Annotated in this window: 15 protein-coding genes; 7 read left to right on the top strand and 8 right to left on the bottom strand. The window is 52.6% G+C overall.

Annotation, left to right across the window (positions count from 1 at the left end):
- Positions 1–18: 18 nt before the first annotated feature.
- Positions 19–1,029, bottom strand: a complete 1,011-nt coding sequence (locus TAN611_RS07395) for a LacI family DNA-binding transcriptional regulator (protein ID WP_203067453.1) — start codon at positions 1,027–1,029, stop codon at positions 19–21.
- 842 nt (positions 1,030–1,871) lie between these two features.
- On the opposite strand from TAN611_RS07395, the gene TAN611_RS07390 reads away from it, so the two are divergent.
- Positions 1,872–2,618 carry an SDR family NAD(P)-dependent oxidoreductase gene (locus TAN611_RS07390; RefSeq protein ID WP_004958655.1) on the top strand — a complete coding sequence of 249 codons (747 nt, stop codon included), beginning with the start codon at positions 1,872–1,874 and terminating at the stop codon, positions 2,616–2,618.
- A 209-nt stretch (positions 2,619–2,827) separates the two neighbouring features.
- Positions 2,828–3,319: a nuclear transport factor 2 family protein gene (locus tag TAN611_RS07385; RefSeq protein ID WP_004958653.1), complete on the top strand. Its 492-nt coding sequence runs from the start codon at positions 2,828–2,830 to the stop codon at positions 3,317–3,319.
- 98 nt (positions 3,320–3,417) lie between these two features.
- On the opposite strand, the gene TAN611_RS07380 is transcribed toward TAN611_RS07385, so the two are convergent.
- The 3 genes from TAN611_RS07380 to TAN611_RS07370 are packed head-to-tail and all read right to left on the bottom strand — an operon-like array spanning position 3,418 to position 5,563.
- Positions 3,418–4,401, bottom strand: a complete 984-nt coding sequence (locus TAN611_RS07380; protein ID WP_004958650.1) for a trans-acting enoyl reductase family protein — start codon at positions 4,399–4,401, stop codon at positions 3,418–3,420.
- Entirely contained in the window at positions 4,398–4,802 is a 405-nt protein-coding gene (locus tag TAN611_RS07375) for a VOC family protein (protein WP_004958648.1), read from the bottom strand. The genes TAN611_RS07380 and TAN611_RS07375 overlap by 4 nt, the downstream gene beginning before the upstream one ends.
- Before the next feature lie 17 nt (positions 4,803–4,819).
- On the bottom strand, positions 4,820–5,563 hold the full coding sequence (locus tag TAN611_RS07370; RefSeq protein ID WP_004958644.1) for an SDR family NAD(P)-dependent oxidoreductase: 744 nt from the start codon (positions 5,561–5,563) through the stop codon (positions 4,820–4,822).
- 95 nt (positions 5,564–5,658) lie between these two features.
- Here TAN611_RS07370 and TAN611_RS07365 point away from each other — a divergent pair, with 95 nt between their 5' ends.
- Positions 5,659–6,609 (top strand): AraC family transcriptional regulator, encoded by a 951-nt coding sequence (locus tag TAN611_RS07365; RefSeq protein WP_004958642.1) that lies wholly within the window; start codon positions 5,659–5,661, stop codon positions 6,607–6,609.
- A gap of 140 nt (positions 6,610–6,749) precedes the next feature.
- On the opposite strand, the gene TAN611_RS07360 is transcribed toward TAN611_RS07365, so the two are convergent.
- Positions 6,750–7,142, bottom strand: coding sequence for a VOC family protein (locus TAN611_RS07360; protein ID WP_004958640.1), 393 nt, complete (start codon positions 7,140–7,142; stop codon positions 6,750–6,752).
- A gap of 16 nt (positions 7,143–7,158) precedes the next feature.
- The gene (locus TAN611_RS07355; RefSeq protein WP_102991033.1) at positions 7,159–7,758 is read right to left on the bottom strand and encodes a TetR/AcrR family transcriptional regulator; all 600 of its coding nucleotides are present in this window, start codon (positions 7,756–7,758) and stop codon (positions 7,159–7,161) included.
- 136 nt (positions 7,759–7,894) lie between these two features.
- On the opposite strand from TAN611_RS07355, the gene TAN611_RS07350 reads away from it, so the two are divergent.
- Complete coding sequence (locus tag TAN611_RS07350) at positions 7,895–8,641, top strand: SDR family NAD(P)-dependent oxidoreductase (protein ID WP_004958633.1); 747 nt, start codon at positions 7,895–7,897, stop codon at positions 8,639–8,641.
- 179 nt (positions 8,642–8,820) lie between these two features.
- Here TAN611_RS07350 and TAN611_RS07345 read toward each other — a convergent pair whose 3' ends face one another.
- On the bottom strand, positions 8,821–9,615 hold the full coding sequence (locus tag TAN611_RS07345) for a helix-turn-helix domain-containing protein (protein WP_004958543.1): 795 nt from the start codon (positions 9,613–9,615) through the stop codon (positions 8,821–8,823).
- A gap of 87 nt (positions 9,616–9,702) precedes the next feature.
- On the opposite strand from TAN611_RS07345, the gene TAN611_RS07340 reads away from it, so the two are divergent.
- A complete protein-coding gene (locus tag TAN611_RS07340) occupies positions 9,703–10,893 on the top strand; it encodes an MFS transporter (protein WP_039991721.1) in 1,191 nt (396 codons plus the stop codon).
- Between the two features lie 94 nt (positions 10,894–10,987).
- Here TAN611_RS07340 and TAN611_RS07335 read toward each other — a convergent pair whose 3' ends face one another.
- Positions 10,988–11,905 carry a LysR family transcriptional regulator gene (locus tag TAN611_RS07335; RefSeq protein WP_105230963.1) on the bottom strand — a complete coding sequence of 306 codons (918 nt, stop codon included), beginning with the start codon at positions 11,903–11,905 and terminating at the stop codon, positions 10,988–10,990.
- Positions 11,906–12,035: 130 nt separating this feature from the next.
- On the opposite strand from TAN611_RS07335, the gene TAN611_RS07330 reads away from it, so the two are divergent.
- Complete coding sequence (locus tag TAN611_RS07330; protein WP_039991723.1) at positions 12,036–13,433, top strand: amidohydrolase family protein; 1,398 nt, start codon at positions 12,036–12,038, stop codon at positions 13,431–13,433.
- Between the two features lie 14 nt (positions 13,434–13,447).
- Positions 13,448–13,921, top strand: a complete 474-nt coding sequence (locus TAN611_RS07325; RefSeq protein WP_004958554.1) for a DMT family transporter — start codon at positions 13,448–13,450, stop codon at positions 13,919–13,921.
- Positions 13,922–13,928: the final 7 nt, after the last annotated feature.

Below are 13,928 nucleotides of genomic sequence, written 5' to 3'. Positions count from 1 at the left end.
AATGGAGACATGCAGATATTAAAGCGTCGTAATATTAATAGTCACGCTACTCTCGCGGATAATCAGCCGGGAGACAATTTCATACATTTCGATGCTCTCCTGTTTCTTCTCGTTATTAACCATCTGAAATGCCAGGTGTGCGATTTCTTTTATCGGCTGGGCAACGCTGGTTATCCCTTTCGTTTGCGCCAGCAAGGTATTATCGAAACTGGCAATAGCAATATCCTGAGGAACAGCCACGCCTTTTTCTTTTAACCCGTCGATAATATAACTGGCGGCAACGTCATTATAGACCCAAAGAGATGTGCACACATTTTTCCGGGCAGACAGCTTTTCGATAACCTCATCCAGTATACCGATATGGCCAGATGTTTTTTCCCCTTCACCTTTCGCTATCCAGAATTGATTTTCTTTAGCCAGATTTAACCCCTGCCCGGTAATTTTTTTACTCCAGGCGTAAACCTTGCGATTATCGACACCTTCCTGGGCAACAAAGCCAAATGTGGTATGCCCGCTTTGTATGAAGTGTTCCGCGATACTTTCCGCACCTTTACCCTGGTTAATAGAGACGGAATTAAAAAAGCGTGAAACCTGTGTCACCACCGCAACCGGAATATGGGTGGCGGTTAACCACTCCGAAAGTTCGGCCTCTGCTTCTGTCGGAACCCACAGCAAACTGTCGATCCCCATACCAATTAAAGCGTGGATGATCTGCTTATCCTGCAGAGGTTGATTCTGGTGGGTCTTAACGATCACCGATTTTCCAATGTACCTTGCTTCCTCTTCAAACGTCGCCAGTAACTCGCAAAAGTGAGGATTGACAAGGTTTGGCACAACCACGGCAATCAGCCCGGAACATTTACCACTCAACTGAAACGCGCTCTTACTTGACACATAACACAGGAAATCCATTGCATCACGTACTGCTTGACGTGTTTCCGGCATCACACTGGGGTGGTGATTCAACACTCGTGATACGGTAGCAGTAGAGACCCCCGCTTTTTTTGCTACGTCCTTAATCGATGCCATGTTAATGAGATGCGTCGTTTAACCATGGCGTCACTATAAATTGTGATGAAGGTCAAAAATGTAAGCCAGTTCACATGTTGCCGCGTTACATGAATCCGCGCTTAGTCGCGCAATTCAGCTTGGGGTGCCGCCGCTTATCCAGGCACCCAGGCTGTGTTGAGGAGCGGCCACAGCTTCGCAGCCCAATGATGAAGTCAGCTTCTGGCACAAAACCGCCGTCGAATCGCTCTTGGTCTGCTATGAGCGAGAAGCGGACGTCAAAATCATGGCGATAGGGTAGTTATGCCACATTAGACATAAAATTCCTTGGGCGGCCCCCTGCAGAGCGCCTTAGCGTCATTTTGAGGCGAGATAGCCGTTTCTGCTACCTTTACTCCGGCAAGAATCCTGAAAAAAGCTCCTGATGATTTCGGCACGTCTGAATGGTTTTACCGGATTTGGACTGTTTTACGTCACGTTTGACCGTTGTCTTGTATGGACCCTCATGATTATCGATGAATAGTCAGGTGTGTACCTTGATATCCGTCGGCTTGATATTCAGCGCCCGCTTCAGGTCAGCAATTCTGACAGCGTCATAGCCATGTTCATGAAAGTGTGCCTGTGCAATTGCGACTAATGCTTCGCGATCAAATGCAGTTCATCGCAACCTGTTTTCTTATTTCAATTTGCTTCCTGAATCCATTTTTGTAGTAATCACTAAAATTATCAGCATAAAGTTATATATCCATATTATTGATATAAAATATTTTTTTAATTTATGTTAATTTTTTAACTTGCAGTGTTTTACTTTTACGTGTAGTGATCACTATACACCTAACTCACGGCAATGAGGAGAATACACAGTGACTCACTCTTTTCAGAACAAAATCGCGGTTGTGACCGGCGCATCATCTGGCATTGGGCTTGGGATCGCACAGGAATTAGCAGCACTCGGTGCAACTGTGATCATTACCGGGCGGGACAAGAATAAACTTGAATCTGCACTCAGTACTCTTGGACCGGATGCGAGTCAGTTTCAGGTGAATGTATCCAGCCTCTCCGAACTGGATAATTTTTATAAGCAAATATTGTCCCGGTTTGGTCGCATTGACATTCTGATAGCAAATGCCGGCATGGGCGAATTTGAACCCCTCGGGCAGATTACCCCGGAGAAGTTCGATCGTCAGTTCACAACGAACGTAAGGGGTGTCACGTTTACCGTTCAGAAAGCATTACCACTTATGAAACCAGGAAGCAGCATTATTATCACGGGCTCAACGGCATCCATTAATCCCGGTCAGGGCCTCAGTGTTTATGGAGGCACCAAGGCTGCTTTACGTGCAATGGTACGCAGCTGGATTGTGGACATAAAAGGTGCTGGCGTTCGCATTAATATCCTCAGCCCCGGACCGGTGGATACTCAATCCTTACACGATTTCCTTCCTGATCCCGTTGACGCCATCCTGCAGTCTTTGCGTGACCGCAGCCCGATTGGCCGCATCGGCCAGACAGAAGAAATAGCAAAAGCTGTTATCTTCCTCGCCAGTGATGATGCCAGTTATATCAACGGCGCGGAAATTTTTGCCGATGGCGGCGCATCTCAGATCTGACTGTTGTTACTGGAGAAGGAATATTTTTGGGCAACATAGCAGTCCTCCCTTCTGCGGGAACCGGCCCTGCTGCCACGATTTGGTCCGGCACAGATGCTTCCTGTCGGCAGTGGACCTGTTGCGCTGATTTTCAACGGCAATATTTAATGTGGTTCGCCTAGTTGGTGCGTGGCGGATCCATTTCAACCCTGACCTTAGGAGTTCAAATTATGATTAATTCCGTTCGTGCAGAAAATGAACAGCATTATTTCGATGAGTTAGAAATTCAGCGGTTACTCGCTACCTATGCCCACAACCTGGATGACGGGAAATTTGCTGAGAATGCCGAATTGTTTAAACATGCTGAATTTATTGTTCTTAGTGATATGGCTCATGGTAGTGAAGAGGTTGAGCAGTTTCTTAACCGTGGCGTTCAGCGTCATAAGGACGGAACTCCCCGGACGTGGCATAACGTTTCTAATGTGCTGATAGATGTTTCACCTTCCGGTAATTCAGCTACCTGCGTCAGCTATTTCACCGTGCATCAGGAACTGGAGGGGTTTCCTTTGCAGCCCGTATGCACAGGACGGTATTACGACAGTTTTGAAAAACACGACGGCCAGTGGCGGTTTACATCGCGCAACGTGGTTCCCCGTTTGATGGGTGCACTTCAGTTTCATGTGGGCACGCCTATCGACAGTTCGCAGACTGAGAGAGCGTAGTAGACTTCACTTTTTTATACCCGTCAGCCATCAGTGCCAGAACGGCAATGCGGGGCACCGGCCAGCTCAATGCTGACCGGTGCAGCTTATTAATAAAGTCAGGACAGTTGGAGCCACGTACCCGGAATACTCAGCGCAAACTCACTACCGAAAACGATCGCCGGTGTCTGAAAACCGGGAAAACTGTCACCGTTCAGGACACGCCTCGCAGCCTCTGTGGCCGCAAGCGGCGTATAGGAATATCCGTTAACCGTCCCGATCACAGCCCGGTGGACCCTCCCGTCAGCCCCGGTGACCTCAGCAACAGCGCGTGCGCGATTTGCATCGCGTTCATCCTGCCCGGGTCCTTCAGGAAGCAGGGACAAATCACCCTGCGGAAAGGCATCCCCTGTTACATGCACAAACATCTCAATATTCGGAATACCGGTTGAATGCCATGCCGTCACCAGATCGCCAAAGGAAAGCGGCGCACAGGCCACAGGGCCTTCACCAAAATCAAACCAGCCGGGCTGCGCATCCTCTTTCGTCATCAGAATACCGTTAACACGTTCCAGCAGGCCGGCTGCGATTATTTCGCCTGCGCTGACGGCAGACCCCCGGGACATCGTTCCGGCCACCTGTAATGCTATACGCAACCGTCGTGGTTCCGGTACATGTCGTGCAAGGCGAACGGCCAGGCAGTCGGTAGGTACCACGTCCCAGCCCACGCCCGGCAGTAGCATACTCCCGGCCCGCGCCGCTCTTTCTCCCAGTGACTCAGCCAGCCTGTAAATGTTAATTTCCGCTGTGATATCAAGGTAATGAATACTCTGGTCTATACAGGCTTTCATCAGCGGTTCTGCCGTAGCAGTAAACGGCCCGGCGCAGTTCAGCACAATGTCGACGCCTGCCAGCTGCAGCGCGGTTTCAGCAGCGTCCTCCAGGCCGAATACCCGCATACTGACGTCAAGTTCACCGGCAAGTGCGGCCAGTCGCTGCCTGTTTCTGCCGGCAATAATAATATTCAGGCCGGCACTTTTAGCCTGCGCGGCGGTCATGCGTCCCGTGTAACCGGTGGCGCCATAAATCAGTAATGTTTTCATGGTTGAGGGTGCTGCCATTCTTTATAAACAAATTCCAGGCTGTAGCCATCGGGGTCGAAAACGCCGGCGGCGTAGTAGCGGGGATCGTAGTGAAGCCGGGCACCGGGTGCGCCATTGTCAGACGCGCCGGCACGCATGGCTGAAGCATAGGCTTCATTCACCATTGTCTGATTTCGCGCGACAAACCCGACATGTACAGCAGCTGGCGCAACAGTTCCTTCGCGTAGCCAGAAAAAGATCCGGCCCTGAGCACCGAACCCTTTCAAATCCGGGTGGCCGGGCGGCCCCTCTTTTCCGTCATAATCATGACGAACCGTGATGCCGAGAGGGGCAAGCACTTCCGTATAGAAACGGACAGAACGGTCTGTATCGCTGACCGTTAAAAACAGATGATCGAGCATAAAACCTCCGGAAGGATTCAGATTTGGTAGCCGCCGGCAACCTCGATGGATTGTGCGTTAATCCAGACGCTGTCATCAGAGACCAGGCCTGCGATAACCCGGCCGACATCATCCGGCTCTCCCACGCGTTCCAGCGCGGTCTGTGAGGCGAGCAGAGTCTCAAATTCATCATTCAGTCCTCCGCCAAGCGGCGTACGGATTGCACCCGGAGAGACTGCGTTTGCCCGGATGCGCCGCGGCCCGAACTCTTTGGCCATATAGCGGGTCAGTACTTCAAGGCCGCCTTTAAAGGCAGCGTAGGGCGCAACACCTGCCGTAGCCACGCGCGTGGTGGCGCTGGTAACGTTGATGATGTGCCCTCCATCGCAAATCAGAGGCAGCAGCTTTTGGGTCAGGAAAAAAGGGCCCTTCAGGTGTACGGCAAAAAGACTGTCGAACTCACTCTCCGTCACCGTTTCAATCGGGTTGAAGAGCCCAAACCCGGCGTTGTTGGCCAGCACGTCAATATGCTCACGTTCCCAGGTGACACTCACTATGTCCAGTAAGGCGTCGCGGAAAGTGCCGAAAGTTTCGGTGCGAGCCACATCCAGATGCAGCGCAACGGCACGGCCGCCTGAAGCCTCAATCTCCTTCACAACCCTCAGGGCAGATTCAGGATGGCTGTTATAAGTCACAATCACCCCCATCCCTTTAGCCGCGCACTGTTGCGCCACGCTGGCGCCGATCCCGCCACTGCCGCCGGTAACCAGTACAATTTTCATGATTTCATCCTTTCTGTCTGCGATAGAAAAAGGATAAAACTTCCCGGACAGGTCAACCTCTGCGTTCCTGCTCGATTCTTGCCTTTTTCTGCTTTATGCTCGCTTTAATCATCATACTGAGGAGGCTGACTTTGATACTGGAACCCCTGCTTGACGAGCTGCGTCTTCTGGCCGCTCATGCCCGAAACTGGCGAACCGAAACCGGTATCCCCCGTGTGGCCATGGTGCAGGGTAACGTTCCCGCACATGCACTGGCTGCGGTCTATGAGCCGATGGTTAATCTCATATTGCGAGGCAGTAAATCCATGACGGTGGGAGACCGGGTATTCAACTACAATCCTGCTTCTTACTTTGTTATGTCAGTAGATTTGCCAGCCGTAGGCGAAGTCCATCCCGAGGCAACCGGTGAGCCGTATCTCGCGGTCAGCCTGACCCTGACGCCGGAACGGATTGCGACACTGCTGGCTGATTTACCTCCCGTGAAGGCTGATTCACAGTCGGGTGCTTTTTCCGTTGCTGCCGTCACGCCCGAACTGCTGGATGCCTGGGTAAGAATGCTTCGCCTGATGAAAAGTCCTGAAGATATCCCTGCTCTCGCACCGGTGTATGAACGTGAAATCCTTTATCATGTTCTGAAAGGCCCACATGGCTGGATGCTGAGGGATATTGCTTCACCGGGAACCATGCTGGCGCGGATAGGTAATGCGATTCGCTGGATAAGACATAATTTTGCTGATGAATTTGTGGTTGAATCACTGGCCGGGCAGGAGGCCATGAGCGTATCGGCCTTTCATCGTCATTTTAAGTCTGTGACAAACATGAGTCCGGTCCAGTATCAGAAGCGCGTCCGTCTTCTTCATGCCAGAACCAAATTACTGGCGCGTCAGCAGAGCGTCACGTCTGTTGCCATGGAGGTGGGTTATCGCAGCGTGCCCCAGTTTAATCGTGAGTACGCCCGTTTCTTTGGCCGCTCTCCTTTAAAAGACGCTGCAAGTCTCCGGAACGACGCTGATGATGCAGAAAGCTCTCTGAATCACCACGTTTAATGCGACAGTGAATTTTGCTGTCGCAACGAGGCAATAACTCACCTCAAGATATTTCACTCCGTGGGTAGCAGCCAGGAAAACCCAACACGCAGTAACTCAGACGTAGTTCAATTTCGCAAAGTGACGGCCGGCACTCTTACTCATCCTTCCTGACAGACGACTTCGATGTTATTACCGTCAGGATCAAGGATGAAAGCCGCATAATAGTGTGAATGATAATGATCGCGAATTCCCGGCGCGCCATTGTCTATACCGCCTGCCTGTAGAGCGGCACGCCAGAATTCGTCGACTATGTCCCGCTCACTGGCAGCAAAAGCCAGATGTGTTGAAGCGCCAGTTATGTCTTTATCATGAAGCCAGAGCCTCGGATATCCCTCCGGGCCCAGCCCGTACCGGGCACCTCCCGATAAAGTACGCTCCGGAGGCACAGAAATAATCAGGCTGAACCCCAGCGGAGCGAGAGCTGCTTCAAAGAATTTGAGCGATACCTGAGCATTTTTTACAGCAATTTCAACATGGTCGATAACAGACATAACTTTTATTTCCTAGTTAAACATTTTTTGGCTCCAGGAGAGCGCTGAATGCCTGACCGGCCAGCTGAGCCACGGCAGTTAACCTGGCTTTTGACAGTCCCGTTACTGCGGCTGCAGAAAAGCCCCGCAGCGTTGTCACGACATAATCAGAAAGCTCGCGGGCCCGTGCAGGTTCATACTGCCGGATATAATTTCTGATAAACTGAATTCCTGCCTCACCATAGCGACTTGCCAGCTCCCGGGCCTGCGGATCGTCGGCACGCATACCTTCAGCCACAAGACAGCCTCGCTGGACCGGGGATCGGGCGTATAAACGTGCAGCAGTCATAAAAAGATCTGCAACCGCCTCATCCAGCGGCCTGCCCGGAGTCAGAATTTTGTCAGCCGGCAGGTTTCCTTCTGCAACATAGAGATCCAGGCAGCGTTCAAACAGCCCTGCTTTACTACCGTAAGCGGCGTAAAGGCTGGGAGGATTTATGTTCAGCGTCTTTGTCAGTTCCGTGATACCTACAGCATCATAACCATGCTGATGAAACAGCGCTTTAGCCGTCTGCACGCCAGACTCTCTGTCAAATATCCGCCTGGGTGCTTTTATTGTTTTTTCGGTATCGCTCATAGGTTTTTTCCCTTGCATCAGAAGTATTTCTGAATGCCATCTTAAAACTTTTTTGTAGTGAACGCTACAATCAGTTAGTGACAGCCTGTTCAAGGTTGAATATAGTGACCACTACAACAAGCCACAAGGTGCAATTATGAATCAGACATTTAAGGGAAAGTTCGCCGTTATCACTGGTGGCGGAAGCGGTATTGGTCTGGCTATAGCGAAAGATCTGAGCGACGAAGGCGCAGATGTCATTATCACTGGCCGGAATGCACAAACCCTTCAGGAGGCGGTAAAGGCGCTGGGGAAAAATGTAAAAGGTATTGTGGCTGACGTCAGCAGCAAGGTTAGTATTGATGCGCTTTATGAACAGGTTAAAACGGAATTCGGCCACATTGATATTCTTGTCGCTAATGCCGGCGGTGGGGTCCATGCTCCGCTTGGTGAAATCACTGAAAAACAGATCCACGATCAGTTTGCCACAAATGTTAAAGGTGTTGTGTTGACTGTTCAGCAGGCTATGCCCCTGCTTGGAAAGGGTTCGAGCGTGATTATCATTGGTTCGACGGCGTCAGCAGACCCGGGACCCACCATGAGTATTTATGGTGCGACCAAAGCCGCAGTCAGAAACATGGTGAGAAGCTGGATTACAGAGCTGCACGGGACGGGTATACGCATAAACATTGTCAGCCCGGGTCCTGTGAATACAGCGTCTCTCAGAGCCGCATTTGGCGATAATGCCGAAGAGGGGATCGCCTTCCTCACCGCTAAAAGTCCGTTGGGACGTATCGGAGAGCCGGAAGAAATAGCCTCTGTAGTTTCATTCCTGGCCAGTGATGCCTCAAGTTATGTGAATGGTATAGAGCTGTTCGCAGACGGGGGTGCCTCTCAGACCTGACAGATGACAGGTACGTTCATTTAATACAAAATTACTCTCGCTCTCCCGTTTGTGTTGGCCCAGAACGCAGATGTCCGCTTATGGCACACAGCAGACAAACACGTGACGCTGAAGGTCTGCTGAGAGCGAACAGCGGACGTTGACGTTCTTTATAAAAATTCGGTTTGTGTTGTTTTGCATTAGTTTAGAGACGAAAAATATTGCGTCGGTGATTTACCCAGCGCTTTTCTGAACATCGTAATAAACGCGCTGACCGAATCATATCCCAGCGTTCCGGCTACACGCTGCACGGACTGACCTTCAGCCAGATGGCTCAGGGCAATCATCAAATGCAGTTGTTGACGCCAGCGACCAAAGCTCATTCCTGTCGCCTCTTTTATCAGCCTGGCCAGCGATCGTTCGCTGGTGACCAGATGTGCAGCCCACTGCTTTAACGTTCGCCGATCATCAGGCTCATTAAAAAGTGCCTCCGCCATATTCCGGATTTTAGGATGATCGGATACGGGAAGATGGAGCGCTTCAACCGGCACATCCGGAATATGCTCCAGCAGCACCGCTGCGAGCCTGGCAGTTTTACTGTCAGGAGAATAAGCCTGTCCCTGCTCTGCCAGATACAGAACAAGCTCGCGGACCAGAGAAGTCATCGCCAGGGTACAGCAGATTTCCGGCATCGCTGCCGCGCCGGGTTCGATGAACAAAAAGCAGGTATCTGCATTCTTCGTGACCCGGCAACTGTGGGGAATTTTACCCGGAACCCAGACAGCATGTCCCGGTGGAACAAGCCACAGCGCATCCTCAACCTCACAGCTCACTGCACCGCGCAAAGAGATAATAAGTTGTCCCTTACGGTGAGAGTGCGGACTCTGACCTGCATACTCGCCTGACGATGATACATGCAGCGCGATAGCAGCCTGACTGAAAGCATCGGCATTAAACTCATCCGGTGAGGTCACCGGTTTTTTATTAACTGGCATGATTTAGTTATATGTTGTCAGATTATCTATATTCTGTAACTCATGCGTCCTTTAAAGTCTTTCTTTTTACCAGAGAAAGCAAAATTTATGTCCCACACTACGAACAAGTGGTCTTCAATCATACTTGTGACCGGCATCCTTTTTATAGCTATCAACCTGCGTGTTCCTTTTACCGCTATCGCACCCGTTTTAGAGTCTATTCGCCATGATTTTGGGCTAAGTATTACTGCCGTTGGGTTGCTTAACTCGCTGCCTTTGCTGGCCTTTGCCGCCTTTTCACCGCTGAGCGCATCCATCTCACACAAGTACGGTCTTGAACGCACCCTTTTTGGTGCCTTGGCCGTGATTTCAGCGGGCATCCTGCTTCGCTCCGCAGGCAGTGTCTGGGCGCTTTATGGCGGAACCATATTGATAGGTATCGGGATTGCCCTCGGCAATGTCCTGCTGCCTGGCCTTATCAAACGTGACTTTTCTGGCAACGTGGCTTCCGTGACGGGGGCATATTCCATCACCATGGGCGCGGCTGGTGCTATTGGTTCAGCCATTGTCATTCCTCTGACGCAGGGCTGGGGCTGGAACATCGCGTTAGCCATGCTGGTTATTGCACCGCTGCTTGCGTTGCTTTTATGGTTGCCCCAGTTAAAGATGAAGCATCAGTTGCCAGGAGAGGGTGAGAAAAAAGCGGCGACCGTCGCGGTCTGGCGCTCGCCTCTGGCATGGCAGGTCACCTTGTTTATGGGCCTGAATGCGATGCCGTTTTATGTTGCTGTCGGCTGGCTACCCGCCATTCTAACGGACAGTGGACTCTCCTCAGCCCAGGCCGGTGAAGTACACGGCATTCTTCAGCTGACCACAGCTATTCCCGGCCTGATTCTGGCGGCCACGCTGCATCGCCTCAACGATCAGAAAGCAGCCGCTGCCGGCGTCAGCCTGTTAACCGCTGCGTCCTTTATCGGCATCCTATACCTGCCAAATCTGGCGATGTTGTGGGCTGCTCTTCTCGGCTTCGGCTCGGGTGCCAGTATGATGCTGGGCCTGACCTTCATCGGGCTACGTACCAAAAATGCCGGTGACGCCGCCGCGCTGTCAGGCATGGCGCAGAGCGTCGGTTATCTGATGGCGGCGATGGGTCCGCTGTTGCTGGGCAAAGTACAGGAGTTGTCCGGAGGCTGGACATTGCCATTACTGATGACCGCAGCAATCGCGGTCGCTGGTGCCTGCACAGGAATGGCTGCCGGACGAAATGCACACCTGGAACCGGCACAGCAGCCGGGCTGAATTTGCTGACACTGCAGGAGAGCGCTCTGTTCTCCTGCTGTGGATACTCTCCATTATCGTTCCGATAAATATTCCTGCTACTTAAGGCGACCTTTTACAGAGAAGACCGTTTTTGACCTGCGCCATCGTTAAAAAGCCCGGCGACCCAGTCAGCAAAAGCACGCACTGCGGGAGAGAGAAAACGCTGATGCGGATAGAGCATCGTCACCGGCACTGAAGGTGGCTGCCAGTCCGCCAGAACCTCGACCAGCTTGCCTTGCTGCAGATTCTCCGAAATCACATTCTCAGCAAGCTGCGCCAGCCCAAAACCCTCAAGACACAGTCTGATATAGAGTCCCGTTTCGTTAACGGCTGCGTCTCCTTCTACCGGAACGGAAAGCATCTCAGTGCCACGCGTAAAACGCAGTTCATTGGTCCGTCTTCCCGAACCGGAGAAATAATGGATCGCACGATGCTGCGACAACGCTTCCGGCATCTCAGGGATACCGTACTCCCTGAGATAGTCCGGCGAGGCACAGGTCACCCAGCGAAACCGGCCAAGGGGACGGGCAACCAGCGTGGAGTCGGTTAATTCCCCGGTTCTGATGACGCAATCCACACCCTCCTGAACAAGATCAACCTGCCGGTCGCTGACGCCAATCATCAGATAAATATCCGGATAGAGCCGGTAAAAATCTTTCAGATTCGGCATGACGATAAAATGGGCGATCCCACCGGGCATATCTATCCGCAGTCGCCCCTGGGGCCGCCTGACGGAATCGGTCAGGCTGGATTCCGTGTGTTCAATCAGTGAAAGGATTTCCCGGCACTGCCCAAGATACTGCAGGCCTTCAGGAGTGAGTCTGACCCGCCTCGTCGTCCGGTTAAGCAGACGCACCTGCAGGTATCTCTCCAGATTTTTAATCGTGCTGGTGACGGTGGAAGCTGGCAGTGACAGTGTCTCTGCCGCGCGCACAAAGCTTCCGGCTTCAGCAACTCTTATAAAGACCTGCATAGCCTGAATCCGATCCATCGTCCTGCTCCTGGGTAAAAGTGAGTCTGATTATTCGCGAATTATGAATTATGAAAACGTTTTAAGCATCTTTTTTAGGCTAATGACGTGGCGTATCGTTTCCCCATTAATCAGGAAAGAGGCAGGTTTAATGACCGACTACATCCGAAATATTGTTAACAATCAGAATGTCACTTCACGGGCTACGTTGATTCGTGGCGCGACGATACTGAGCATGGACGGGAACGTCGGTAACATTGAGCGCGGCGATATTCTCATCAACGGCTCAACGATTACCGCCGTGGGCCAGAACCTTGATGTGCAGGGTGCGCATGTCATTGATGCCACCAACATGATCGCCATGCCGGGAATGGTCGATTCTCATCGTCACGCATGGGAAGGACAGCTGCGCCGCATTAACCCAAACGCCACCTGCCTGGACGACTACAGCAACGCCACGCACTTCTCCTTCGCTAAATATTACCGTCCTGCCGATATCTATGTTGGCAACCTGCTGACGGCGCTGGGCGCTATTGACGCGGGCATCACCATGATGATCGATAACTCGCACAACAGCCGAACCGCAGCGCATTCCGATGCCGCCGTGGAGGCCCTGCTTGATACCGGCATTCGTGCCATTCATGCTTCCGGCGCACCGGTAGCTGGCGAATGGGATAAAGCCCACTGGCCGGGAAACTGGCAGCGTCTGCAGGATAAGTATTTCACCGACAACCCTGAAAGCCTGGTCTCTCTCGCCGTCATGGCCCAGCTGGAGCCGGAGTTGTGGGCCGAGGCCCGCAGGCTGGGACTGTCGATTGTCACTGAGTTCTTTGGCGCTGAGATGGGGTCTGAACTTGAGTCGCTGCATCAGCAAGGGCTGCTGGGTCCGGACAATATTTTCAATCACTGCACGGCGCTGCCCGACCGGGGATGGAAAATTCTACGGGAGGCCGGTGTCCGGGTGAATGTCTGCCCGCGCTCAGATTCGCACTATGGCATCGAAAGCGGGATGTTCGCCATTGAGGCCGCGCAGCGTCATGGCATCAACCCTGGCCTGAGCGTAGACAATGAAACGTCGTACAGCACCGATATGTTTATGGAGATGCGCGTCGCCTTTTACCTGCAGCGCGTGATGGGCATGCATCAGCAGCAGTGCTGCGATTCTGAACATGCGCTGAAAACGCTTCCGGCGGCGCAACTCCTTAAAGCCGCGACTCTTGATGGCGCTGCCTGTGCAGGGCTGCAGGACAAAGTGGGCAGCCTGACGCCAGGCAAACAAGCCGACCTGGTGCTGATTAGCGTCAGTGATCTCAATCTTTACCCGTCCGGCAATGCCTTTGGCACGGTGGTTCATGCCGCCGAGCGCAGCAACATCGACACCGTCATGATCGGCGGACGCATCGTTAAACAGAACGGTAAGGTGCTGGGCGTAGACAGCGCGCGACTACGTGCGGCGATTGATGAGTCGCGTGAGCACCTTTTTGCAGCCTCTGGCTACCAGCCTGACATTTTTGCTGACACCTTCCTGCCGCTGGTGCAGGCCGACTGACCAGGGTGAAAAGCATGGGCATGATCTATTACGTAATCGCTTTTGCCGCAGGTCTGGGGATCACCCTGCAGACGACCCTGAACAGCCAGCTGGCAAAGGGACTGGGCGGCGACCCGGTCACTGCGGCGCTGTTTTCATTTACGGCGGGCGCGTTCAGTCTGGGGATTTACGCGCTGCTGCGGGGTGGGTTGATGACATCGCTAGCGGCGATCCCGTCGCAACCCCTCTGGAGTCTGGCGGGCGGAATGATAGGCGCATGTGCCCTGTTCAGCTATGTCGTGCTTGCGCCGAAAATCGGGTTTTCAGCTCTGCTCGGGCTGGCGATTGTCGGACAGTTACTTTCCTCGCAGATGATTGACCATTTTGGCTTGCTGGGCGCTGTGCGGCGTCCGGTTTCGTTACTCAGGCTGGGGGGAATGGTTGTCATGCTGATCGGACTTGCCGTCATGCTTTTCGGCGATCGGCTCTCTGCACGTTTTCTGCAGTAACTGCGTT

Source organism: Serratia sp. Tan611, from assembly GCF_905188235.1.
Taxonomy (GTDB): domain Bacteria; phylum Pseudomonadota; class Gammaproteobacteria; order Enterobacterales; family Enterobacteriaceae; genus Serratia_B; species Serratia_B rhizosphaerae.
This window is presented reverse-complemented; position numbering and strand designations above follow the sequence as displayed.

Excerpts from the sequence above, each read along its gene's own strand:
- TAN611_RS07395 (WP_203067453.1), bottom strand. The coding sequence starts at position 1,029 with ATGGCATCGATTAAGGACGTAGCAAAAAAAGCGGGGGTCTCTACTGCT.
- TAN611_RS07385 (WP_004958653.1), top strand. The coding sequence starts at position 2,828 with ATGATTAATTCCGTTCGTGCAGAAAATGAACAGCATTATTTCGATGAG.
- TAN611_RS07380 (WP_004958650.1), bottom strand. The coding sequence starts at position 4,401 with ATGAAAACATTACTGATTTATGGCGCCACCGGTTACACGGGACGCATG.
- TAN611_RS07375 (WP_004958648.1), bottom strand. The coding sequence starts at position 4,802 with ATGCTCGATCATCTGTTTTTAACGGTCAGCGATACAGACCGTTCTGTC.
- TAN611_RS07370 (WP_004958644.1), bottom strand. The coding sequence starts at position 5,563 with ATGAAAATTGTACTGGTTACCGGCGGCAGTGGCGGGATCGGCGCCAGC.
- TAN611_RS07365 (WP_004958642.1), top strand. The coding sequence starts at position 5,659 with ATGCTCGCTTTAATCATCATACTGAGGAGGCTGACTTTGATACTGGAA.
- TAN611_RS07360 (WP_004958640.1), bottom strand. The coding sequence starts at position 7,142 with ATGTCTGTTATCGACCATGTTGAAATTGCTGTAAAAAATGCTCAGGTA.
- TAN611_RS07355 (WP_102991033.1), bottom strand. The coding sequence starts at position 7,758 with ATGAGCGATACCGAAAAAACAATAAAAGCACCCAGGCGGATATTTGAC.
- TAN611_RS07350 (WP_004958633.1), top strand. The coding sequence starts at position 7,895 with ATGAATCAGACATTTAAGGGAAAGTTCGCCGTTATCACTGGTGGCGGA.
- TAN611_RS07345 (WP_004958543.1), bottom strand. The coding sequence starts at position 9,615 with ATGCCAGTTAATAAAAAACCGGTGACCTCACCGGATGAGTTTAATGCC.
- TAN611_RS07340 (WP_039991721.1), top strand. The coding sequence starts at position 9,703 with ATGTCCCACACTACGAACAAGTGGTCTTCAATCATACTTGTGACCGGC.
- TAN611_RS07335 (WP_105230963.1), bottom strand. The coding sequence starts at position 11,905 with ATGGATCGGATTCAGGCTATGCAGGTCTTTATAAGAGTTGCTGAAGCC.
- TAN611_RS07330 (WP_039991723.1), top strand. The coding sequence starts at position 12,036 with ATGACCGACTACATCCGAAATATTGTTAACAATCAGAATGTCACTTCA.
- TAN611_RS07325 (WP_004958554.1), top strand. The coding sequence starts at position 13,448 with ATGGGCATGATCTATTACGTAATCGCTTTTGCCGCAGGTCTGGGGATC.